The organism is Acinetobacter boissieri (genome assembly GCF_900096955.1).
Taxonomy (GTDB): Bacteria; Pseudomonadota; Gammaproteobacteria; order Pseudomonadales; family Moraxellaceae; genus Acinetobacter; species Acinetobacter boissieri.
Genome location: NZ_FMYL01000012.1, coordinates 42830 through 66123, shown reverse-complemented (window position 1 = coordinate 66123; position 23294 = coordinate 42830). Strand labels below are relative to the sequence as shown.

At 36.7% G+C, this 23294-nt stretch carries 20 protein-coding genes; 14 read left to right on the top strand and 6 right to left on the bottom strand.

Annotation, left to right across the window (positions count from 1 at the left end):
* The first annotated feature begins 107 nt into the window (after positions 1-107).
* From cpaB to BLS38_RS11590, 6 genes are read left to right on the top strand one after another with little or no spacing between them, the layout of a single operon-like run.
* On the top strand, positions 108-920 hold the full coding sequence (gene cpaB, locus BLS38_RS11615; protein ID WP_092749774.1) for a Flp pilus assembly protein CpaB: 813 nt from the start codon (positions 108-110) through the stop codon (positions 918-920).
* The gene (locus tag BLS38_RS11610; protein ID WP_244518297.1) at positions 913-2226 is read left to right on the top strand and encodes a type II and III secretion system protein family protein; all 1314 of its coding nucleotides are present in this window, start codon (positions 913-915) and stop codon (positions 2224-2226) included. The genes cpaB and BLS38_RS11610 overlap by 8 nt, the downstream gene beginning before the upstream one ends.
* Positions 2223-3938, top strand: coding sequence for a TadA family conjugal transfer-associated ATPase (locus BLS38_RS11605; RefSeq protein ID WP_092749770.1), 1716 nt, complete (start codon positions 2223-2225; stop codon positions 3936-3938). Before BLS38_RS11610 ends, BLS38_RS11605 begins: the two co-directional genes overlap by 4 nt.
* Positions 3939-4775 (top strand): type II secretion system F family protein, encoded by an 837-nt coding sequence (locus BLS38_RS11600; protein WP_092749768.1) that lies wholly within the window; start codon positions 3939-3941, stop codon positions 4773-4775.
* A gap of 5 nt (positions 4776-4780) precedes the next feature.
* The gene (locus BLS38_RS11595) at positions 4781-5656 is read left to right on the top strand and encodes a type II secretion system F family protein (protein ID WP_092749767.1); all 876 of its coding nucleotides are present in this window, start codon (positions 4781-4783) and stop codon (positions 5654-5656) included.
* The gene (locus BLS38_RS11590) at positions 5643-5999 is read left to right on the top strand and encodes a DUF192 domain-containing protein (RefSeq protein ID WP_092749765.1); all 357 of its coding nucleotides are present in this window, start codon (positions 5643-5645) and stop codon (positions 5997-5999) included. The genes BLS38_RS11595 and BLS38_RS11590 overlap by 14 nt, the downstream gene beginning before the upstream one ends.
* A 64-nt stretch (positions 6000-6063) precedes the next feature.
* Here the strand turns inward: BLS38_RS11590 and BLS38_RS11585 are convergent, their stop codons facing one another.
* From BLS38_RS11585 to BLS38_RS11560, 6 genes are all read right to left on the bottom strand, one after another.
* Positions 6064-7188 carry a hypothetical protein gene (locus BLS38_RS11585; RefSeq protein WP_092749763.1) on the bottom strand — a complete coding sequence of 375 codons (1125 nt, stop codon included), beginning with the start codon at positions 7186-7188 and terminating at the stop codon, positions 6064-6066.
* The gene (locus BLS38_RS13300) at positions 7185-10667 is read right to left on the bottom strand and encodes an RHS repeat-associated core domain-containing protein (RefSeq protein WP_092749761.1); all 3483 of its coding nucleotides are present in this window, start codon (positions 10665-10667) and stop codon (positions 7185-7187) included. The genes BLS38_RS11585 and BLS38_RS13300 overlap by 4 nt, the downstream gene beginning before the upstream one ends.
* 166 nt (positions 10668-10833) lie before the next feature.
* Entirely contained in the window at positions 10834-12414 is a 1581-nt protein-coding gene (locus BLS38_RS11575; protein WP_092749759.1) for a DUF6531 domain-containing protein, read from the bottom strand.
* A gap of 344 nt (positions 12415-12758) precedes the next feature.
* Positions 12759-13445: a GAD-like domain-containing protein gene (locus tag BLS38_RS11570; protein WP_092749757.1), complete on the bottom strand. Its 687-nt coding sequence runs from the start codon at positions 13443-13445 to the stop codon at positions 12759-12761.
* 39 nt (positions 13446-13484) lie between these two features.
* A complete protein-coding gene (locus tag BLS38_RS11565; RefSeq protein ID WP_092749755.1) occupies positions 13485-14378 on the bottom strand; it encodes a hypothetical protein in 894 nt (297 codons plus the stop codon).
* Position 14379: 1 nt separating this feature from the next.
* Positions 14380-14700 carry a hypothetical protein gene (locus tag BLS38_RS11560; protein ID WP_092749753.1) on the bottom strand — a complete coding sequence of 107 codons (321 nt, stop codon included), beginning with the start codon at positions 14698-14700 and terminating at the stop codon, positions 14380-14382.
* Between the two features lie 66 nt (positions 14701-14766).
* Between BLS38_RS11560 and BLS38_RS13025 the strand changes: the two genes are divergently transcribed.
* From BLS38_RS13025 to BLS38_RS11525, 8 genes are all read left to right on the top strand, one after another.
* A complete protein-coding gene (locus BLS38_RS13025) occupies positions 14767-15024 on the top strand; it encodes a hypothetical protein (protein ID WP_171258584.1) in 258 nt (85 codons plus the stop codon).
* A complete protein-coding gene (locus tag BLS38_RS11555; RefSeq protein ID WP_244518302.1) occupies positions 14961-17210 on the top strand; it encodes an RHS repeat domain-containing protein in 2250 nt (749 codons plus the stop codon). The genes BLS38_RS13025 and BLS38_RS11555 overlap by 64 nt, the downstream gene beginning before the upstream one ends.
* 155 nt (positions 17211-17365) lie before the next feature.
* Entirely contained in the window at positions 17366-19096 is a 1731-nt protein-coding gene (locus BLS38_RS11550; RefSeq protein WP_092749749.1) for a polymorphic toxin-type HINT domain-containing protein, read from the top strand.
* A gap of 4 nt (positions 19097-19100) precedes the next feature.
* Positions 19101-19430, top strand: a complete 330-nt coding sequence (locus BLS38_RS11545; RefSeq protein WP_092749747.1) for a hypothetical protein — start codon at positions 19101-19103, stop codon at positions 19428-19430.
* Positions 19431-19665: 235 nt separating this feature from the next.
* Positions 19666-21099 carry a polymorphic toxin-type HINT domain-containing protein gene (locus tag BLS38_RS11540; RefSeq protein WP_171258582.1) on the top strand — a complete coding sequence of 478 codons (1434 nt, stop codon included), beginning with the start codon at positions 19666-19668 and terminating at the stop codon, positions 21097-21099.
* Positions 21092-21751 carry a hypothetical protein gene (locus BLS38_RS11535; protein WP_092749743.1) on the top strand — a complete coding sequence of 220 codons (660 nt, stop codon included), beginning with the start codon at positions 21092-21094 and terminating at the stop codon, positions 21749-21751. The genes BLS38_RS11540 and BLS38_RS11535 overlap by 8 nt, the downstream gene beginning before the upstream one ends.
* 86 nt (positions 21752-21837) lie before the next feature.
* Positions 21838-22464 carry a hypothetical protein gene (locus BLS38_RS11530; protein ID WP_092749741.1) on the top strand — a complete coding sequence of 209 codons (627 nt, stop codon included), beginning with the start codon at positions 21838-21840 and terminating at the stop codon, positions 22462-22464.
* Between the two features lie 77 nt (positions 22465-22541).
* Positions 22542-23192: a hypothetical protein gene (locus BLS38_RS11525; RefSeq protein WP_092749739.1), complete on the top strand. Its 651-nt coding sequence runs from the start codon at positions 22542-22544 to the stop codon at positions 23190-23192.
* Positions 23193-23294 lie beyond the last annotated feature (102 nt).

Below are 23294 nucleotides of genomic sequence, written 5' to 3'. Positions count from 1 at the left end.
GCAATATTTGGGGTAGTGGTAATATTTTTTTTGATATGAAAAATGCTTATGAACTTTTCCTGAATAAATTTAACTCAACTATTCTCAATTTGGATGTCATCCCCTAAATGAAATTACCTCATATTAATAGAAAACTTTTAGGTCTAATTGTAGCTATATCCATAGGTGTTCTTAGCTTTTGGGCATTTAAACTCATATTTGATCAAAAAGTTGCAAACTTGAATAAAAAGGGACCACAGGTTCAATATGTTGTTGCAAGTACAAGTCTGCAGTCAGGAAGTATTATTTCAACTAATAATGTATCGCAAAGGAATTTATCTCAAGAATACAGCCAATCGAATGCAGTACCTGTATCAGATTTTAGTGCTATAGATGGTTTGCCATTGAAGGTGGATCTTAAACCAGGTGATATCGTTATGTACTCCATGGTCGATAACAAAAAAGAGATTACTAAACTTATTCCTGCTGGTCACAGAGCGATTACTATTCCTGTAGATGATGAAAGTTCTATTTCTAGCATGCTTAAGCCAGGTGATCTGATAGATCTCTTGATTACATTAAATAGCAGTCAACCAGTTACTGTACCATTGATTCAAGGCGTTAAAATTTTAGCTACAGGAAAACAGCTTGATGGAAGTACCTCTGATAATATGGGTTACGCTAATATTACGTTAGATGTGACTGCAACAGATGCACGAAATATTACATTTGCAGCAAGTTTAGGGAAAATCTCAGCAACATTACGAAATCCAAATGATCAAAACCTAACAGATACTAGTAGTTTCATGCAACTTGTAAATCCAACAAAACCTACTCCTGCTATAAATTCTCCTTTGCAGAAAACATCAACTCAGCGAAGTAACGTTTCTCATCATGAGTCTTCAAATCTAAATATTATTTATGGGAATAAAGATGAATAGTCTTAAAAAAATTGTATTCTTGTCAACTTCTCTTTTTACAATGAATATATCTGCAGCAATAGACAACCAATTGTATGTAGGTGAGACTATTTACTTAAATGATCCAAATATTACAGATATTCTTATTGGTAATAACTCAATTGTTAAGGCAAAAAAAATAGGAAAAAAAGGCATAGCCCTTACAGGAGTTAGTTCTGGAGACACAACAATCAAGTTATGGAATGGCAATAGTTATAAATCTTCCGACTTTCATGTTTCTCCGACAAACATAAAACAAACTTTTTTAGATATAAAGCAGAACTTAGGAAATATACCCAATCTAAATATACAACAAATCGGTGATAATATTGTATTACAAGGAGGTAATCTTTCCACTGTAGATAAAGAAAGAATAGACACCTACTCTCTTTTATTGAAAAATGTAATAAATATCACAAAATTAAAAGATAACAGTACTCAAGAAAAGCAGAAGATGATCTATTTAGATGTACGTATTCTAGAGATATCATCTTCTAACACAAAACAAATTGGTATTAAATGGAATACAGCTTCAATTGATGGACCTAAATTTGGGTTGATGGGAGATTTTAAAAAAAGTTCAGGTTTTACTGTTGAAAGTAATACTTTGTCGAATAATATATCAACACTACCAGCGATAAGCCCGTTTCAAACTTACTTTGGATTGGCTAGTTTTATTGATAGTAAAGTGAACCTTCTCCAAGAAAATGGTATTGCTAAAATTTTAGCCCGACCTCTGCTATCTTGTAAAAATGGTGGGAATGCAACATTTTTGTCGGGTGGGCAAGTACCTTATCAATCATCAAGTGCTACAGGAACACCATCTATTGAGTTCAAAGACTATGGTATAAAGCTAGATATACAACCTTCTATTTCTGAAGGTGGAATCATGGCAAAAATATTGGCCGAGGTGAGTACAATTGACCAATCAGTACAAGTGTCAGGTGTGCCTGGATTCTTAACGAGAAGAACAGAAACCGAGTTTGTGGTTGGACAAGGTCAAACCCTTGTATTAAGTGGACTCATTGGATCTGAGAAAAGCTCTTCTCAGAGCAGCGTACCTGGTTTAGGTAAAATACCTTTATTAGGAAATCTATTTAAATCAAAATCAAATAATGAAAAAAATAATGAATTAGTATTTTTCGTGACACCATATATCTATGATGAAGATGATAAACATAAATTAGATAAAGTTATCAATCAATCTAATAAATTAGTACAAGAAGAAATGCCTAAAACAAAAGCTTTATCAGAAGTATACGAGTATCAAGGAGAAAAAGTCCAATGAGAATACTTCTAGATACAAAAGGTGAATCTATCCCTTTATCTTTTGAAAAAGATCAAATTATTATTGGTAAGTCTAAGCACTGTGATTTACAACTTAAAGGATGGTTTATTGCAGATGAACATTGTTCAATCAAAAAGCTTAGTGGGGGATATGTTGTTGAAGATCTAAAACGTGGCACAAATGGTACTGTTGTAAATGGTAAGAAAATTGACTTCTTTGGACCATTAAATTTAGAAAAAGATATCATTCAGGTTAACCAATACTCAATTAGAGTTTTAGAAGATGAAACATCAGTAACTGAGCCATATGTTGTAAATATTGATGATTTAAATGAAGAAACGATTGAAAGTATTAAAGGTTCTGAGATCAATTCGGATATACAAGATTTTTCAACACAAATTTCACATATTAGCCAGACATCAACGGCATATAAAAAACTAGAAATTGAATGGATTAATAATCTACGTGAAAAACTTGTTGCTCAAATGGACTTACGTAGAAAAGACATTAATAGTATGTCATATGAAGAGCTAAAAAAAGAAACGATGACCTGCCTTGATCAAGTCGTATTTGAAGAAAGTGAGGAAATTCCTCATGTTTTGGATCTAGATCGTTTAAAACAGAAAGTCCTCGATGAAGCGATAGGATTAGGGCCTTTAGAGGAATTAATTGCAGATAAATCCGTTACTGAAATTATGGTTAATGCAAAAGATGAAATATTTATTGAGCAGAAAGGGAAAATAGTTAAAAGTCATTTGGAATTCACATCTAACAAAGCAATTTTAGATGTTATCGAAAGAATTGTTGCACCTTTAGGAAGACGAATCGATGAAAGTGCACCCATGGTAGATGCGAGACTCAAAGATGGTTCTCGTGTCAATGCCATTATTCCTCCACTTGCGATTAAAGGGCCTACCATTACCATTCGTAAGTTTCCAGAAAAAAACATTATTATTAAAGACTTAGTAGATTTTTCTAGTGTTAATGATGATATGGCAGATTTCTTAGAACTATGTGTGAAATCGAAACGTAATATTATTATTTCAGGTGGTACAGGATCTGGAAAAACAACACTTTTAAATGTTTTAGCGAATTTTATTCCTCAAGGTGAACGTGTTATTACTATTGAGGACGCAGCTGAGTTACGCTTAGCACACGATCATTTAATATCTTTAGAAGCTCGACCAGGAAATAGTGAAGGTAAAGGAAGTATTCATATTCGAGACTTAGTTAAGAACTCATTACGTATGCGGCCAGATAGAATTGTTATTGGTGAATGTCGTGGTTCAGAAGCATTAGATATGTTACAAGCGATGAATACAGGCCATGAAGGATCCCTTACAACTTTACATGCAAATACACCTAGAGATGCCCTATCTCGATTAGAAACCATGATTCTTATGGCAGGTATGGATCTACCGCTTTCAGCTATTAGAGAGCAAATTACCTCAGCTGTCGATGTCATTATTCAGCAATCTCGCTTTTCATGTGGGGCTAGAAAAGTCACCTACATTACTGAAGTTACAGGTATAGAAAGTGGTAAAATACAACTCCAAGATATATATAAATTTGAAAAAGAAGGTTTCGATTTAGAAAAAAATAGTATAAAAGGTACACACAAAGCACAAGGTACTGTACCTAGCTTTATACAGGAAGTTCAGGAAGCAGGTTTCAATATAAACCTTTCTAAATTTCAACCCGATGGTGTTTAAATGTATATTTATCTAGCACTTGTTTCCATTGGTATTGTTATCGCTATTTATTATTTAATCACTTCTGATTATGTAAATACCTTTTTTGGAAAGCGAACGGAAGACTTAGAAAAACAGCTAAACTTAAGCTATATTTTTTTAAACTTAAAAAAAATATTATTTATATATTTTACTGTTATTTCAGTAGTTTATATAGGAATATTAATAGCTTTCCCCTTTAGCATTATTTCAATTACTATCCTAATTATTTTAATAATACTTCCTCACTTTGCTATAAAACATTTTAGAAAAAAACAAATTATAAAGTTAGAAAGTCAGCTACCAGATGCATTAATGCTAATTTCTGGTGGCTTAAGATCAGGTGCAAGTTTAGGAACTGCACTATCTCAATTGACGAATGAATGTAGTTCTCCCCTTAAAAATGAAATTGCATTAATTCTTCGAGAGCAAAAAATTGGCTTACCACTAAGCGATGCGTTAATGAATTTTCAAAACCGATTACCAATTACTTCAGTGATCCTCATGACAACAAGTATTCGAATTGCTTTAGAAACCGGAGGAGAGTTAGCAGAAACACTAACAAAGGCAGCAGAAACTCTGAGACAAATCCAGCAGTCTGAAGGAAAGATTAATGCTTTGACAGCGCAAGGAAAGATGCAAGCTTGGGTCGTTGGACTTATGCCTGTCGGACTTATTGCTGTATTAAATCAAATGGAACCTGAAGCTATGCATCAACTTTGGGTAACTCCAGCAGGATGGATTGCTCTTTCTGGTATTATTCTATTTGAAGTTATAGGTATGATTGTTATCAAAAAAATAGTCAACATTGATGTGTAAAAATTATGAATGATTACTTTATATATTTATCCTTTTTTAGTCTTGCTATTGTTATCTCATATATAACATGGCAAGTATTTGTTTTTATTTTTTCTGTTCCAGATCAAAATCGAGATTACTTAGATAAGCCTCCTTTTATCTTTCATATCTTATGGTTTTTAATTAAACCTATTGCTTTTTATCTTAGCCCTTTCATATCTAATAAAACCTCAAATAGAATAGAGAAAAAGATTTTATTCGCTGGTAAAGGCTTTATTTTTCAAGCAAAAGATATTTTTGCATCAAAAATTGTGTTTTGTTTAGCACTTTTATTTATCTCTATTTTATTGCTAGAAGTATGTGAATTAGAGCTGATTTATAGTTTAGCTTTTTCAGCGTATGGCTTTATATATCCAGATCTTTGGTTAAAAGCTGAAAAATTAAAGAGAGAGCGTATCATATTAAAAGAAATTCCATTCTTCTTAGATATTATTGTTCTTTGTGTAGAGGCGGGTTTAACATTCATTAATGCGGTTGAACAAGCTGTAAACAAATCAAATCCCTCTCCTACTAGACAAGAGTTTTCTAGATTATTGGCTGATGTGAAAAAAGGCGTTCCTCGTAGTGAGGCTTTAAGAAAAATGGCTAACCGAGTAGAGCATGCTTCTATGCAGAACTTAACATCAGCAATTATCCAAGCTGAAAGTATGGGTATGAATTTAGGTCCAATTCTAAGGGGCCAAGCAGAACAAAGAAGAATTGAAAGGTTTTTAAGAGCTGAAAAACTTGCATTAGAAGCACCCGTTAAAATGTTATTTCCTCTAGTCGCCTTTATATTTCCATGCACATTTATTGTAATTGGTTTTCCAATCTACGTGATGATGAAAGATGCTTTCCAATAACCTTAAAATAAAAAACACAGCACATCGATATAAGGTATATCTTGCATATAATTTCTTAAATAGAGCAAGGGGGTTATTATTTAGAAAAAAATTAGCAGTGGATGAATGCTTGTTAATATCCCCTTGCTCATCTATTCATACCATTGGTATGCGCTATTCCTTAGATATTGTATTTATCGATGCATGTGGAATCATTTTGGAAATACATGAAGATGTTAAATCGTTTAGATGTATTTCAAGCTCAAATAAACAAACTCGAACAGTGGTTGAGTTCAGAAGTGGATCATTAAAACGAATGGGTTTAAGACTAAATGATCATCTCTTTGAAAGAGGAGATCAATAAGAGCACATTAGGTATTAATTGATTTTTTATGTCTGTATGAACAATTAAATTTTTTGACTATAGATTAAAATTGGAACCATGTTTTTTTTGTAGATTTACTGGACTGTGCAACCACTTGGCCATTACGTTGCATGACCACTGGACCTGTATATTGGTTGGGGTGTATGACGTTGCCACGGTCGTCAACAATTGAACTAAACTCGTCCATTAAAATCGGCACTTGATAGCCATTAAAGGTATTGTTGGTAATTTTTACACGTGGTGAATGGTCTAACACAATGGCATAGGTTCCCGCTTGAGGGTGGGTTAAATGAAAGGTGTTGCCATCAATCACTGTATCGGGTGAATACTTGACATACAACGTGCTTTGTACGATTCCATTTGTACGGTCACGAAGATCAGGCAAGAAGCCTTGTGCAGTATCAATCAGTGCAGTATGTGTTTTAATGCTTGGGGTCGCGACTTTGTTATACAGCGGTTCTGCTTTTGACCAGACGGTGTTGTTGTTAAAAGTGAACTTCGAGCCGAGTATTTCAACCACAGTATTAATTACAATCTGTGATTGCTGAACACTGCCACCCCAAGACTCTAAACTCGCCCAATTGGCATAAAGGTTGATGTGTTTTAAGTTTTGGTTTTCCATAAACACACGTGGGTTTGTACACACCTTTCCATCGCATACTAAATTATTATTGGCATATAAAAAACCATATTTTTCTACACTGATATTATTATATTGCTTATTTTCTTTAAAATTGGGGGCAAAGTAAGACTGTTGACCAGTCATTAAAAACTTTGCGCCCAAGATGGTGCCATTTTTCAGTGTACTATTATAGCCCTGTAATGCAAAAGGAGGATAGCCTTGCGGATTAAAGTCCATGACATGGCCTTGCATGTCTTGGGTTTGGTTGTATAAATCTAACCAACCGCCTTGAAGATCTTTATAACCATTATAGCCAGATCGGCCTTCGGCAGATAAAAAACTCCAAAAGGAACTGTGGCGATTAACACGTGCTGCTTTTCCTAAAAAGTCTGAGGTTAAACACACCTGTTCTTGTACACCATATGGGCTATTGACTGTGCCACAGTGCGTACGGTTGTGGTCGTATTGAGTAAAACTTGGCGGAATGGCATAACTGTAGTTGCCAAATAGGCCAAGCATGCCTGTGAGTATCAGTGTTTTTTTCATGGTGTGACTCCTGCAATTACGTCGGTTGGGGGGGTACCTGTTACAGTAAAGGCTTTGTCATTGCCACGAACAAAGCTTCTTTCTTTTAAACGGTAAGCTTTAAGCTGCTCTGAAATTTTTTGATCACCGTCATGCGGCTCAAACTGATTACTCACACCACTGTTCCAAATCACGTTTTTGTAACTGCTTTTTTGCTGAGAGGTTAAATCTTGAAATACCTCTATGCGCTGTTTGAGTGCTTCTGCGATACGGTAACCATCTTTATTGGCAATAACACCTTCGGAGGTCTTTTGCTCACGCCCTTCTTTATTTTCTACCTTGTTAGTGCCAATAATCAATTTAAACTCTTTACCAAAATTCCAACCTGTTGGCGTGGTATTGACTGTCACACCTTGGGTAATTTTTACTTTGTTCAAATCTTTGGTAATTTTAGCTTTGGGGTTACCTTCAATATCTTGAGTTTCATAAGCCGTAGAGCCTTTTAAGCTAATCGCACCACCATTGAGTAAGTCTTGTAAATATTGAATTTTGTTTTTAACGCTGTCTAGCGAGCCAACATCGGTTTCTGGCTCTAAGTGTTCATGAATGGCGTTATAAGTTTTTAGATAAGAAGAAAGCTGTTGCCAAGGAATCACGTGTGCTGTTTCAGGCTGTTTCAACACATTTACACGGTAATCAACGAGTTTTTTATAAATTTCTTGTTCAGCACTTAGAGAACGATCTTCATTTACGCCCCACCAACCCTTACCTTGTAAATTTGAAAGTTTCTGTTCGCCATTATGGTTATAAGTGTAATCTGGGTTTGAACCTGAAAACCCATGGCCTGTGCCCAAACTAACGCCAAAAGGATCGTTCTCTTGGTCTCGGTGTGAAAAAGTGTCACCAAAAGCATGTAAATACTCACCAAAAAATTGCATACTTAAATTTTCATTGTTACATCGTGCGGCTTTTTTATAGTTATTGGTCATAGTGATCAATTGTGGAATCCCTTCTAAGTTAGAGGTCACTCGCCATGTTTTATAATCTGTCCCTGATGTATTTTGTGCTTTGTTTAGATCAAAATTTCCATCATAATATCGACTATAATCGGTATCTTTAGGAAGTTTTTCTCCATCGTACTTATCAATGCCACTTCGATCATTCACGAAATGGTAAAAATCTAATCGTTTGTCTGAAGCATCTGTGATTCCGTTTGAGACCGCCCCTTTTTCATCATCAAAAGGGCTGGTGTAATCATTGGTATCAACAAATTGTGTCGCAAGCGCAATACGTCTGGCTCTGTCTACATCAATTCCTGCTGTAATGGCTAAAAAATAGGTTACATAGTAATGCATATCGGTTTGATATAACCCTAAAGGGTCAATTTTATTGAGTGGATTATTTTTAACATATAAATAAAGATTTAAACCATCGATAGTACCAAGAGGGTCGGCCGATAAGTAACGTCCAACTTGAGGGTCATATTGTCGATAACCATTGTCATATAAGCCTGTAGTTGGATCTTCATATTGTCCTGGTAGTCGCAAATAGGGAGCAAACCTTAAATCGTTTAATGACTGAGTGATCGGTAAGTTCTGCTTCACACGCGAAATTAAAGCCTCTTGTAAATGGCCATCTTGTGTATTTTCACGCTCGCCAAAAGCAGAATATTCTGTAGACCATTTTGTGGCTCCAAACTCATCGAGTACCTCAATAGGTGCACCCACATGATTAAATTGAATAGGATTAAAAGAGCTTTCTAGGGTTTTACCATTGGTTGTCGCCTCACTGTACTGGGCCAATGGCATACCAGCAAATATAATATAATCACGACTTGTAGCAAAATGAGTCTGCTCAAAATCAAACTGATCACGCTCTTGTGTTCTTAAGTGTTGTGTATATTGAAAACGTTGTGAAAAACGACGTTGTTGGGTAAAGTTAACTGTACGTGCAGAAATTAAGCCATCTATGTTAAATGTCTTCTGAATATTTTGCTCAGGACTATACCATTGTCCATCTTGTAGAAACCATACAGGTGCGTCGGTGTTTGCAGACATTAAATACTGTGCCAAAGTATGAATTTCAGTTGGGTTTTTCCATGTTATAAATGGTTGCCCTATATTGTTATAGGCTGCTAAACGCTCTATATATCCTGTTTCAATACGTTTACCATGTACAGGATGTGATGTAACGCCTATAAGATAGTTGTTTTGATAATTGTAATGATTTAAAGTTTCTTTTTGTTGGTCTTTTTTCCAACTTAACCTACGGTTACCCTGTGAGTCATATGCATAGACGACAACGGGTTGCCATGATTTCTTTTCTGTGATGGACCCAAAAGGTTGCCAAATAGCTGTGAGTTGGTCTTGTTCGTCATATTGATAGTATTTGGAACCTTGTTCGTCGCTATAAATTAAACGGTTAACTAAATCATATACGTAGTTGCTAATTTTAGGACGTACAGATTGAGCTGGATTTGACCAGATTTGTTGTACCAATCTGCCACGAGCATCATACTTTCGCCATAACTGTTGCCCAGTAGAAAGGCGGTAGTGCGTCATCTGCTGAAAAGCATTCCATGTCATGTTGTCTATAGTCAACGTCTGGCTATTTTTAGTTGCTTTAATTTGATTCACTTGTTGATTCATATTGTATGAATACACTAAGCTTAAATCATGACGTTGCTCTTTTTGCAATAAGCCTTGTGCATTATATTCATAGCTTTCATTAAAGTGATTTATAGGTTTTTGAGATATACTACTATTTTTCAAAAAATCTATATTTTCACTGCTATAAGTGTCATGCTGTTTAAGCTTACCATCACTAAAGTATTGCCAAGTTTGTATCTCATGCAAACTAATTTGCTTTATTTTCTTTGTTCCATCATATTCTGTTTTCTGGATAATGTTTTCTTTATCCTCATCGGGTCGTTTAAAACTGACCTGAACTAGTCTACCGTCAGTATCATAGTTGTAATTTTCTATAAGACCATTTTCATCAATGACTTGAACAGGTAAGTCTAATGCATTATGTTTAATGACTTTAAGGCCGTGTGTTGAACTATCATCAATGACTGTTCGCCCAAAGTCATCCATATATTTTTGTTGGAAAAGACCTGAACTTTGTTGCAAAGCCGCCCCTTTTTCATACTTATACTCTGTTAGTGTCGTAGGTTGCTGATCTTTTATACGTTGATCGCTTATTAATCCCAGTTGATCGAAAATGGTTTGATGGTTGTTTTCTTTACGAAAAAGTACTTTATTGATGAGTCCTTCTAGTGGTGAAGTAATAAACTTTTCTAATAATTCACGATTAGGGTTATACGTATTTCGTATTTCTATATTTTGATTTTTAGCGATAATAAGGTTACCACTGCCATCAAAAACATATTCAGATTTGAGTTGATCGTTGATTGTTGAAATTAATTGATCGAACTCATCATATTGATTTTTTAGGGTATGTTTAATTTCTCCATCAATAATGTATTTATATTCTTTCACAAGCTGACTATTTAGTTGATAGCTTAATAAAACTTCAATTTTCCGTGCACCATCTTTGACTTCTACATCTATTGGTCTTTTAGAAACGTCATATTTTAAAACTCTAATACTACGGCCTTGAGGAAGATTAACTTGAGAGAGTTGCCCATCTTCATTATAGAGATAATTAGTTGCATAGTTCAGCTGACCAACAGATATTGTTTGCCAAATGATTTGACCAGCAAGATTGTAACCATAGTTTTTTTGTTTTAGAAATAGCTTCTCCGAGCGGTGTAAAACCGTCCTCTTTAATCTTAATAAGCTGATTATTAGTGTTATAACTATAATATTTAATATATTTTTTATTACCGCCTAAAACACTTTGTCTGGTTTCTTTAATTAGTCTTTTATTTATACCATTTTCTGTGTTTAAAAAATCTTTTTGAGGGGATGTTGTATAGACTTCATAGTCATAGCTAGTTGTTTGAGGGCTTGCACTGTTGCTGTCTAATCTTTTAGAAATTATATTTCCGTGCTCATCGTATTTTAAATTTATAGACTGAACAACACTGCCATGATGATCTAACTCTCCAACATAATCAATCAAACCCTGGTCTGTGTAATGATATTTTTTATTTAAGGTGTGACATGAACTACAACCCAAACCAAGTACTTCCACAAGTTGGAACTGTGTACCAGAAATTTGGTAGCTGTATTTTGTTTTTTCACCTAAGCTATTTGTGACTGTATTAACGAATACACCATTTTGCGCTATTTTATAGTTTCTAAGGCGTGGATCATAATCTATTGCTATCTGTTCTAGGTTATTATCATGTACGCTAGATATTGCTCGATCTTGAGAGTCGTATTTCCATTTCGAAATTACTTTCCATTTTTGATTATAAAAAATATATTTTCCTGTTAAGTTATGAATATCTCCGCCTTGGTCTTTGGGGTCATAAGCATATTTGAGACGCGTCCCATTGGGATAGACCACTTGAACCAAGTTATTGTTTCGATCCAGAAAGTACTCATATGCACCCACCGGTGTGGTGACAGTAATTTGAGGTAGGCCGTATTTGGTGTATTGATAACGCCAGCTCAAAGCATTGCCTCGTGCATTTTCTACACGGGTTAAGCGGTCTTGTTGATCATAACGTAAAGTGTAAATGGCTTCTTTTTCACTACGAACTTGAACTAAATGGCCAAGTTGTGGGTCTTTTGCAACCGCTTCAAAATGATAGGTCGTGTGCGATTTATGCCAAATCCAACCCGATCCATCAATGCGTCTTTCTACCCAACCCTCTTTGGGGTCTTGGGATAAGCCACGAATCACATAGCTTTGGTCTTGCATCGGGACTTTTGTTTTTATAAAGTTGATTCGTTTGCCAGTTTCTAAACGAACTTGAATGATATCGGGTTGTTCATAGAGCTTGATATCAAAAGCGCTGTACCATCCATATCCCATTGGGGTAAATGCTTGACTATGGCTATTGTAATAGCGTGAAAAGGATAGGCCTTCATAAGCAGGCGGGGCTTTAAAGTCATCTACTTGCTCAAACTTATTGCCATTAAGCACATTGATCGGATTCCCCACCCCAGTATCAATACCTCCACAGGCATAAGTCGGCCCTTCACTTTGCGTAACAATGGCAAAGGATGATTGGGTATTACAGTTGCTTAAGTCAACGGTGCTTGCCTGTAATTGATTTTGTAGGCTACATATAAAAAGAATAAAAATGAATATATTTATAAAAGTGTTTTTCACAACATTAGTAATCAAAAGTGTTAAATATGTCTCCTATGTTAACTTTTGTAACTCTATTTTGAAACCAATATTTTATCTTTTATTTAATTATTTTGCCTTCAATTTACACAGTTCAAATTTAAAAACACACAGGCTTTATGTTCATTTATTGCTTTTTGAGCATATTTATCCATTTCTTGAATATGCTTTTTCCATTGCGTACCTTTATTTTAGTTTTTATTTCCTAAGATGTGCTTTTTAGCCGTGACGTAACAGCAGTATTTGCTTTATTCCTCAATGAAAGCAAATACTGCGAATGTGAATGAATGAAGCGATGACTTGTGAAAAGATTGTCTAGTTCAACTTTACTCGTCTTTGATCGGTTGACGTGCAGCCTCTTTTACCCAGTCCATATTAAAAATAATCGATTTTGGTACATCAATCATTTGTCTTAACACCATCATTTGCACCAGTGCATTGACTTTATTAACATATTTGATATTAAGTGCAGCATCGCCAATCAAAGCATACGCAGGTTCAAAAGTGTACATGTCATTTAACCCTAATGGACCACATTTTTTAACGGCACGATCAAACAATGGTTTGTCATTGATATCTTCCCAGTCAACTTTTTGCTTATCCATAAGTATGGTTAACCCTGCAATTTTTGAATCATATTCATCCGTTCCATCTTCAATACTGCCAGAAATCCAGCCATGAACAGGATTAATTTTAAGGTGGCTCTTAGTCTCTATATGAAAGATATATAACTCATTAAATGCTGTACGTGATAAGGCATAAAAATGTCCGCCCAATTGTTGTTCATAATCTGTGCCTGCTAACCAAGCATCCACCACAGGTTGCCATTCAGTTGGATTGACAAATTGATAGGCACCTTGTGCAAACTGACAAAAGCCCTTTTGTTTCCAAATCTCGATCAAAGTCGGACTAAGCACAGCTTCATATTGCACAATGATTTCTGTTGGTACTGGGCGAGTGTCAGTAATTTCTCCAAGTTCATCAATCATCATCTCTAATCGCGCTAAAGACATTTTTACTTTCCTTTATTTACACAGTTCAAATGAAATAAATCAAGGAACTATTTCGTCATCACCTATCTGCTGTAAAACCTGCGTCCAATTATCTTCAATCGTTTTTTGCTCGATATACTTCCATCGTAAAACAGCCAAACGTAACCGAATCAGAGCTTTATCTGTTGAAACAAACCATAAATCAGCACGGTCATAACCTTTTTTATAGTCATATTTATCATCTAACATCCAACGATATCCTTTAATGACATCAAATGGCTCATCAAAAAACGTTTTTAATTCATCTTGGCTTAAATCTTGTTGCTGTAGATGCTCAATCAAGGCTTTTGTCCATTCATAAAACCTCTTGACCCATTTAAAACGCTTTTTTACTTGTATGGCTCGTGCTGCTGCATCTAAATCACCTGTAATCATTAAATCCCACACCGCAATCAGATACCAACTTTGAGTATAATCATCCCACTCTGTGTAATCGGGGTTAAGACAATACTCGAATAAAATTTTGCTATGCTGATTGAGTACAGCAGTATCAATCTCCTTATTGTGATACCAAGCCACACTATAAGCATGTAAAATTGCAATGGATGAATAATAGCGGGGTTGTAGATCCTGAGGCCAATGTTGATTATGCCAATTGGGATGTTGACGATCTAAAACAAGGTCGGCACGTTGAATCGCACATTCTAAATAAGCCTGCTGTAAATCAAAATGATGGCGCGTAAAAGCAAAAGTTAATGCATCATTTATGTAGTTTTCGACGGTAGAATCAGGCTTAAACGTACTCATCATATCTTTTATGTAGTTGCTTTGTTTTTCTACCAATGACGTCTTCATATACTCTAAATCACGCTCAACGCAACGTTCATAAGCCTGTTGCCAATTTTGTGGTGGCTCTATTTTTTGAGGTTGTTTCTTTTTAAATAAACCAAACATTTTATTTGCTCCTCAGTGCAGGGGGTAAAGTTTCTGGTATCACCACCAATTCAGTCAGTGGTTTGCCTGTATTGTCTTTAAAGACATTCAGGACCGAAGGGGGCACAATCGTTCTGGATGATATGTACAACTCAGTTTCATATAAGTGATGGTCTATCTGATACATTACAGACTCTAATTGCTCTTTAGTAATTAGACCCTTCTTTTGAGCATCCCTCATTCTATTTTTAACTTCATCTGTATTTCTTTTGAAGTTTACATTACCTGTCGTTCCACCACCAATGGATGGTACAGCGCTTTTGATATCAAGCTCTATGAACAACCCGATATCATTCAAGTTCGTTTAGAAACTGGCAAACGAATCAACTTTATAAAAACAAAAATCCCGATGCAAGACCAAAGCTATGTGATTCGTGGCTTATCCCAAGACCCCAAAGAGGGTTGGGTAGAAAGACGCATTGATGGATCGGGTTGGATTTGGCATAAATCGCACACGACCTATCATTTTGAAGCGGTTGCAAAAGACCCACACCGGTGGGTGCATATGAGTACTTTCTGGATCGAAACAATAACTTGGTTCAAGTGGTCTATCCGAATGGTGAAAGACTCAAATATGCTTATCAAGGTAAACAACCCCACCAACTGACTTCAAAATGGCGACTCGATTCAAATCGCCAGCAATGGCAACTCGAAACCCGATGGAGTTATGATCAGTGGAACCGCGCCATTGTCAGCGAACATGCCAATGGCATCGGACGTGTAGAAATCAGCTATGACCCAACAGTTAAAAACACCGCCCAACTGTTCAGTCCCATCTATAAAAATACGGTGGTGAACCAAGTTGGCGAAAAAACAGAATACCAATACCAAATCGTTGGCACGCAATACCAATTACTGAAAGTGAGTTCAGCAAAAGGTCAACAGCACTATCAATACAATAACCAAGGCTTTATTATTCAAAGCGAACAATTTGATGAACAGCAACATTTAGTCCATAAAATCCAGCTTGAGTACAATGCTAACCATGAAGTGATTGCACGCACCTTGTCAGGTAAAGACCTTGCGCCACAACGAACGACCTATGAATATGCGAATAATCAGCAAAAAAACCTATTGGGCCAAACAAATCACGGTCGCCATTTAATTCGTGAACAACGAGATAGTGTCTTTACTGGTCAGCATTACGAAAAAAGCTACCAATATAATGAAGAAGATCAGCTCACAGCGATTGAAGAAACTGGCTACACCCCATGGGGTGAAAAACAAATTCGTCGAATGGAATATGGCTATGATTCATTGGGTCGATTGATCTGGGAAGGTCAAGACCAAGCGCATCGAACGAACTATCAGTATCAAGACAATACAAACAATCTTATAAAAGTCATCTATCCGAACCACCTCAGCATTGAGATTGATTATGATTCGTATGGCTACCTGACACGCTATCGTGGCTTAGATGGCATTACTTACCGTCTCAAATACAATACTGCGGGGCATTTAACTTCGCTTGAAAGCCAAGAAGGTACGACAACACTTCACTATAACCAAGCGGGGAAAATCAAAGAGATTGCCAATGCTTTAGGGCAAACAATGGCATTTGATTACGATGCTGCCAATCAACTGCAACAAGTGAGCGACCAACAACATAACCAGATTCAACTGATTAAAAACAGCGAAGGACGAATTACAGGCGCAACCCTGATTTCACCGACGGGTACAATCGAAGACCAGACAACTTTTGATGAAAACAAGGCCACTCAAACATCAGCGCTTGCCAACACTGATCCTGTTAGGCCCAATCTTTCGGCACAAAGCTTACAACGCATCCAACATATCTTACAGCCACTGAACGATCTCAGATGGACCCAGCCACCAGCAAAGACAGAATATGCTGTTGATCGACAAGGACGAACGACCCGCTACGACTACAATGACTTTGGCGACTTAGTACAAATCAATAGCCCTGTAACAGGGATTACCCAATACCAATACGATACTTTGGGTGCTGTGATTCAAGAAAAACATGCCGATCAAAGCCATGTAGATTACACCCGTGATTTGGGCGGACGAATTACTCACATTCGTTCCTACAATGCTTCAGGGCAAGAAGATGAACATGGCGAAGTCATATGGGGAAACAACAATAAACCGAGTCAAATTCGCTACCGTGCGGGTGAAGAACGCTTCAAATATAACGACATGAGTAAACTGACAGAGCATGATACTTTCATTGCTGGTGTCCACTATCGTATTCGCTACCGTTACAACACCCTTGGTCAATTGATTGAAAAAATACTGCCGAATGGACAAGTGATTCAATACCAATACCGGGGAGCAAGCCATCCACGAGCCGGGCTTCTTGAAGGTATTTCCATTAAAGATGGATTATTTCATAGCCTTGACCAAAGTGTTATTTCAGACTTAAACAGTGCAACAGACCACTACAAAAAAAGCCATTACAACTATGGCAATGGCCTCATTCATGAAGAAATAAAAGACCAACAAGGACGCATCATTCAATCGGGGAACCCATATACGGGAGAAACATCACTGTCGTATTTAGATGATCTAGACATTCAAAATAAACAACAACAGCGCCAATTTCTAGGTCAAATCGCACCAGAACAAACCCCTGTTGCACTTTCACAACGTGCATCTAACCTATTGCGTCCATTGCAGCATCTCTCTGCTCCAATGCTTGTACAACAAAAACAGGTACAACAACTCAAAGACTTGACCCGTTATGGTGATATGTATGATGCCCTTGGACAGCAACGTTGGTTAGCACAAGATGGAGATATTCTTCAATTTCACTACGACAGCTTAAACTGATTGATTCAAATTGATCGACATCATGATCAAGCCACCGTTTTAGTGGCTAAATACCAATACAACCTCTTTGGTCAACGTTTAAGTAAAACCATCATCAAACACAACAGGGTAAACAACAAAAAACCACCTATGCTTTTTACGATGGCAGCCAGTTGGTGGCTGAAAGTGATGCAACAGGAAATATTCAAACCAACTACATTTGGATGAATGACACCCCTGTTGGTTTACTACAACAGGGTGAACTATACTTTATTCATGTAGACCACCGCCAAGCACCCCTTGCTGTAACCAACAGCCAACGGCAAGTGGTTTGGCAAGCACAAATTAGTGATGACCTGTATGCCACCCCATTGGAAACCAACCAAGGCCGATTGGGGCTCCTGCAATTCAACCTACGTGGTTCCAACCAATACTTTGATGAAGAAAGCCATCTTCACTACAACACTCATCGTTACTTTGATGCACAAAACCATCGCTACCTCACCCCTGATCCATTAGGATTGGCAGCAGGGCCTGACCTATACAGCTTTGCACTGAATCAACCGCATTTATTTAAAGATGAATTGGGGCTTGCACCAACACCAACAGCTGTTAAGCCACCAGATAAAGAATTCAAAGATGCAGACTTTAACGATAAACTCAGTTATTTAATGGGTAAAACAGCAGGTAACCTATCCGACCCAAGCAAGAATGTTACTTATATTGTCGATACCATTCGTAATTTAGTTTCAAAAGAAAACATTGCTGTCTTTGGAGGGATCTTTGGTGTTTGGGCGACCCTTCATGTGGTCGGGGTTGGTTTTGCAGCAGATGCAATTGTCTCTGCCGTACTTTACTTTATGGTAGGAAAAGCTGCTTATGACTTTGGTTTTGAGCTCGGAAAAGCCATTTACGGCTTAATGACAGCAACCTGTTGGAAAGATTTAGACCCCATTGCAGACAAATTTGCGGAAGCAACAAGAGCATTGGCAATTGCACTTGCCGCAGGAGTTGCGGGTAAAGTTGCAGAAGTTGGTCCAAAAATTAACTCCATATTTAACAAAATCCGTAGCACCCTTGGCGAATACCAACAGAAATTTGGTAGCCAAACCTTAAAACGCTATGACGACATGGCTCGTGAGTTTGTACAAAAACGTGTCGGTGGTGATGCGGCAGGTGCAAGAAAACTCTGTGATTGCTGTTTCATTGCAGGGACATTGGTTTGGACACCTGCGGGACTGAAACCCATTGAGAATATTCAACGTGGTGAACAAGTTTACAGCCTGTCAGACCAAAGCAAAGGACATGGACAACCTGAGCTCAAAGCAGTGGTTGATACCATTATCACCCCACCGAAAGTGACGTACCGCATTCACTATGGATACGGTCAAACTTCGGGTGATATTCAAGCCAGCGATAACCACCCATTCTTTATTCAAAATCGTGGTTGGCTGAACACCTTACAGCTTCAACCAGGCATGAAGTTGGTTGATGCACAGCACCACGAACAAACTATACGCTCAATCACAGTTGATCGCACCCCTGTGACCACGTACAACCTGACGGTTTTAGATGACCATACGTTCTTTGTTGGACAGAATAAGGTGTGGGTACATAATGCAGGGAAGAAGTGTGCGTGTAATATAAGTAAAGAAATAGTTTTAAAAGATGGTTTCTATTCAGTAGATGGGTTAAAAATTAGTGAAAAGTATTATAACTATCTTTGGAGTAATGGACGTAAAGCTCCTTTTTTACAGGCAAAAGAAATATTAGCTAGCAAACCTAAAATAACTCCAGATCCAAGAGGAGCTATAGGATATTTAAGATACGAAGCCAATGATTTAGAGCTAATTTATAACCCTGACACTGGTCAAATTGGTCATATTCAACCAACAAGGAGAAAATAGAAATATGAATGAGTTAATAAAATTTGAGATAGATTCTAGTATAGATTCATATAGAGATGCTAATACAAGAATTAACAATGCATTGTATAAGTTGGAAAAAGAATGTGAATTATTAATTAAGAATATTAGTCATACTTCATTTGAAGAATCTATAATTTTTTTTGATGATCTTTACTCTATCCAAAGATATATCTCTCGATTAAAGTATAAATATGAGTTTCCATTTAGTAATAAATGGCTGGATTTCGAATATTTTTTAGATAGAGATGATCTTCTCTCAAGAAAGTTTTGGTACAAAAAATTTAAAGATGGTTTAGAATGGCCTGATGAATGAGATACATACTAATCTGAGAGTAAAAAGAGAAATTAAAGATAGATATTGGGATTAAAAATCTCATTTATTGCATGTGGTTAAAAACACGTGTAATTTAGGTAAGTCGTATATTCTTTTGTTAATCAGCGATTTGCAGGCACAAAAAAAGCCCGAATTCTTTGGCGAGACCGAGGGCCTTTAATGTACATGCTAATCAGCTATGAGAACGCTAGCATGGTCAAGACATTGTACAATAATGTCTTACAGACAAGCCTTTGAGCTTGCAAAAAAGTCCTTTTCACGACCATATGCTATTGTCTCTGCCGTTCTTTACTTTATGGCAGGAAAAGCTGCTTATGACTTTGGTTTTGAGCTCGGAAAAGCCATTTACGGCTTAATGACAGCAACCTGTTGGAAAGATTTAGACCCCATTGCAGACAAATTTGCGGAAGCAACAAGAGCATTGGCAATTGCACTTGCCGCAGGAGTTGCGGGTAAAGTTGCAGAAGTTGGTCCAAAAATTAACTCCATATTTAACAAAATCCGTAGCACCCTTGGCGAATACCAACAGAAATTTGGTAGCCAAACCTTAAAACGCTATGACGACATGGCTCGTGAGTTTGTACAAAAACGTGTCGGTGGTGATGCGGCAGGTGCAAGAAAACTCTGTGATTGCTGTTTCATTGCAGGGACATTGGTTTGGACACCTGCGGGACTGAAACCCATTGAGAATATTCAACGTGGTGAACAAGTTTACAGCCTGTCAGACCAAAGCCAAGAACATGGCCAACCTGAGCTCAAAGCAGTGGTTGATACCATTATCACCCCACCGAAAGTGACGTACCGCATTCACTATGGATACGGTCAAACTTCGGGTGATATTCAAGCCAGTGATAACCACCCCTTCTTTATTCAAAATCGTGGATGGCTGAACACTTTACAGCTTCAACCAGGCATGAAGCTGGTTGATGCACAGCACCACGAACAAACCATACGCTCAATCACAGTTGATCGCACCCCTGTGACCACGTACAACCTGACGGTTTTAGATGACCATACGTTCTTTGTTGGACAGAATAAGGTGTGGGTGCATAATGCAGGGAAGAAGTGTGCATGTAGGAGTGAAAATGAAGAAATACCAAAGCTCTCGGATGATCCAAAGGACAGCTTAAGTAAAAAAGGGCTGAATGAACCTGTAAGACTCACGCCTGCGGAACGCGAGACGGTTGAAAAATGGGCAGCACTTCGATTTAAGTATATCAAGAAAGTTGAAAAAGAAGATTATTCTGTGATTCAGGATCCTATTCTGCGCCAAGCAATTACAAAAGCAGAGAACAGTATTCGAAACAGCATAACGGCTGATGATTTAGCCGCGATTCTTAAAGAATCACGCACCCCTCCTGTAAAAATAACTAATGAGAATGGAAAAATATATGACCATATTAATGAGGGAGAAGGTGCATACCTTGCAATTTCTAAAGCTCTGCTAGGAGTAAAACCCGAAAGACCATGGTTAGGCTCAAATATTAAAAAACGCTTGGGAGAACTTGAAAAAAGAAACCAAACTGACAGTGCAGAGTATCAACTTTTACAAAGTAAAGAAGCTGAACTGACTGGATTAATAAACAAGTATGTTGAATATGCACCTGAAGTTTTAAATAGGATAAACCAGAGGAAAAATAATGAGTAATCAATTTGTTAGTGCAGACGTATTTCGGCAATACCGTGTGGAGGATCAATATTTAGAGATTGTTAATCATCTGACAAGTTTAAGAAAACATGGTGATGATCATGATTTTTTACAGTATGAAGACGCGATCATCCCATTATTGGATTGCAATGATGAGGATATTATTGAACAGGCTGTATTTACTTTATCGGTGTATAAAAGTGTTAAAGCCAAAGAGAAACTTTATGGGGTCATCTGTGGTGAGCAGCTTTATGAAATAATGCGTGGTGAGCAGCTTTATGATGACTATGACTATGATCATCTTATTGCATATACAATTTATTTTTATTGCAGTAGTTATGCCAATGATAGTCAAGACAAAGCATTATTAGAGCAGCTATTTAGTTATGTGATTAATGAGAAATTAGAAAAGTATTTACGAGTTTCATCTGTTGCGGGAATGATTCATATTTATTATGGAGATCGGATGACACGAGATGACAAATTAGATGCGATGTATTTAGGAATGAATAGATATCGTAGTCATGAAGATATTAAAGATCTTATTCCAAAGCTTAAGCCTATTTTAGAAGGTGTGAAATCAGATGCCTATGAGAAATTCTTATTGTCTGATTTAGGGAAAAGTCTAAATGCTGATGGAAATTTGGATTAAAAGGACCTGTAAGTGAGCCAAGTGAGTACTGATTTATATTGAATATGCACCTGAAGTTTTAAATAGGATAAACGAGAGGAAAAATAATGGGTAATCAATTTGTTAGTGCAGAAGAATTTCGGAAATACCGTGTGGAGGATCAATATTTAGAGATTATTAATCATCTGAGAGATTTAAGAAAGTATGGTGGTGATGAGGATTTCTTACAGTATGAAGATGCGATTATCACATTATTGGATTGCAATGATGAGGATATTATTCAACAGGCTGTATTTACTTTATCGTTTTATGAAAGTGTTAAAGCCAAAGAGAAGCTTTATGAAATAATTTCTGGTGCTCGGCTTTATGATGATGAGGAGTATGTTCGTGCATATACAATTTATCATTATTGCAGTAATTATGCCGATGGTAGTCAAGACAAAGCGTTATTAGACCAGCTATTTAGTTATGTGATTAATGAGAAATTAGAAAAGTATATGCGAGTTTCATCTGTCGCAGGAATGATGCATATTTATTATGGAGATCAGATAACACGAGATGATAAATTAGATGCGATGCATTTAGGTATGAGCGGTTTTCGTACTAATCATGATATTAAAGATCTTATTCCAAAGCTTAAGCCCATTTTAGAAGGCGTGAAATCAGATGCCTATGAGAAATTCTTATCGATTGATTTAGGGAAAAGTCTAAACACTGATGGAAATTTGGATTAAAAGGACCTGTAAGTGAGTACTGATTATAAAAAACAGGCACTTTTTGTAGATTGGTCATTAAAGGGATTTTCAGGCAAATGAAAAATGATATTCCATCAGTGAATGATTTTAAATCTTACTTAGAAATAGAAGACTCTCATATCCGTAATCGTAAAATTCAAGGTGATTTAATAGATCTTCGTAAGTATGGCTCATTAGAAGATTTTTTACCATGTGAAGATATTCTTGTACAACTATTACTGAACTATCCAAGTAATTTACCTGTTGAACTAACTTTACCACAGGTTGTTCGTACACTTGCTGCATTTGGAAGTTTAAAGGCAAAACCAATCCTTCATAAAATGATGCGTTATAAACAGCCGTATGAGTTAAGAGCAGTTGTTATTTCTAGTTATTGTCGTGGATATGAAGGGGGAACAAAGAATAAACGATTATTAGAGCGCTTATTTGGCTATGTAACTAATATAAAACTTCATCCAGAAGTACGAGCTGCTTCTGCAGGTGCCATGCTGTATATCTACTATTCTTGGAATAATGGAGAAATGACTCGTCAACAACATAGCTTAGCTGCATATTTAACAAATTATGGTGGTAAATATGTTGAAAATCGGATTCCTTGGCATGAAATGAAGAATATTTTAGAAGGTGTGGGATCGAGTTGTTATGAAGAATTCATATTAACTGATTACTGGCAAAGTATTAAAGTTTATGAAAATAATATGGTTTAGATATCAATATTATTCTTTAAAGCACAGGGTAAAGAATGTTCTTAATGCAATATCAATACCCCTTAATTAAGGAATTTGAGAATTGGTTACTCGATCTTGATA

What these genes read in the sequence shown, in the direction of transcription:
- cpaB (WP_092749774.1), top strand. Translation starts at nt 108, where the DNA reads ATGAAATTACCTCATATTAATAGAAAACTTTTAGGTCTAATTGTAGCT.
- BLS38_RS11610 (WP_244518297.1), top strand. Translation starts at nt 913, where the DNA reads ATGAATAGTCTTAAAAAAATTGTATTCTTGTCAACTTCTCTTTTTACA.
- BLS38_RS11605 (WP_092749770.1), top strand. Translation starts at nt 2,223, where the DNA reads ATGAGAATACTTCTAGATACAAAAGGTGAATCTATCCCTTTATCTTTT.
- BLS38_RS11600 (WP_092749768.1), top strand. Translation starts at nt 3,939, where the DNA reads ATGTATATTTATCTAGCACTTGTTTCCATTGGTATTGTTATCGCTATT.
- BLS38_RS11595 (WP_092749767.1), top strand. Translation starts at nt 4,781, where the DNA reads ATGAATGATTACTTTATATATTTATCCTTTTTTAGTCTTGCTATTGTT.
- BLS38_RS11590 (WP_092749765.1), top strand. Translation starts at nt 5,643, where the DNA reads ATGCTTTCCAATAACCTTAAAATAAAAAACACAGCACATCGATATAAG.
- BLS38_RS11585 (WP_092749763.1), bottom strand. Translation starts at nt 7,188, where the DNA reads ATGAAAAAAACACTGATACTCACAGGCATGCTTGGCCTATTTGGCAAC.
- BLS38_RS11570 (WP_092749757.1), bottom strand. Translation starts at nt 13,445, where the DNA reads ATGTCTTTAGCGCGATTAGAGATGATGATTGATGAACTTGGAGAAATT.
- BLS38_RS11565 (WP_092749755.1), bottom strand. Translation starts at nt 14,378, where the DNA reads ATGTTTGGTTTATTTAAAAAGAAACAACCTCAAAAAATAGAGCCACCA.
- BLS38_RS13025 (WP_171258584.1), top strand. Translation starts at nt 14,767, where the DNA reads ATGCAAGACCAAAGCTATGTGATTCGTGGCTTATCCCAAGACCCCAAA.
- BLS38_RS11545 (WP_092749747.1), top strand. Translation starts at nt 19,101, where the DNA reads ATGAATGAGTTAATAAAATTTGAGATAGATTCTAGTATAGATTCATAT.
- BLS38_RS11540 (WP_171258582.1), top strand. Translation starts at nt 19,666, where the DNA reads ATGTCTTACAGACAAGCCTTTGAGCTTGCAAAAAAGTCCTTTTCACGA.
- BLS38_RS11535 (WP_092749743.1), top strand. Translation starts at nt 21,092, where the DNA reads ATGAGTAATCAATTTGTTAGTGCAGACGTATTTCGGCAATACCGTGTG.
- BLS38_RS11530 (WP_092749741.1), top strand. Translation starts at nt 21,838, where the DNA reads ATGGGTAATCAATTTGTTAGTGCAGAAGAATTTCGGAAATACCGTGTG.
- BLS38_RS11525 (WP_092749739.1), top strand. Translation starts at nt 22,542, where the DNA reads ATGAAAAATGATATTCCATCAGTGAATGATTTTAAATCTTACTTAGAA.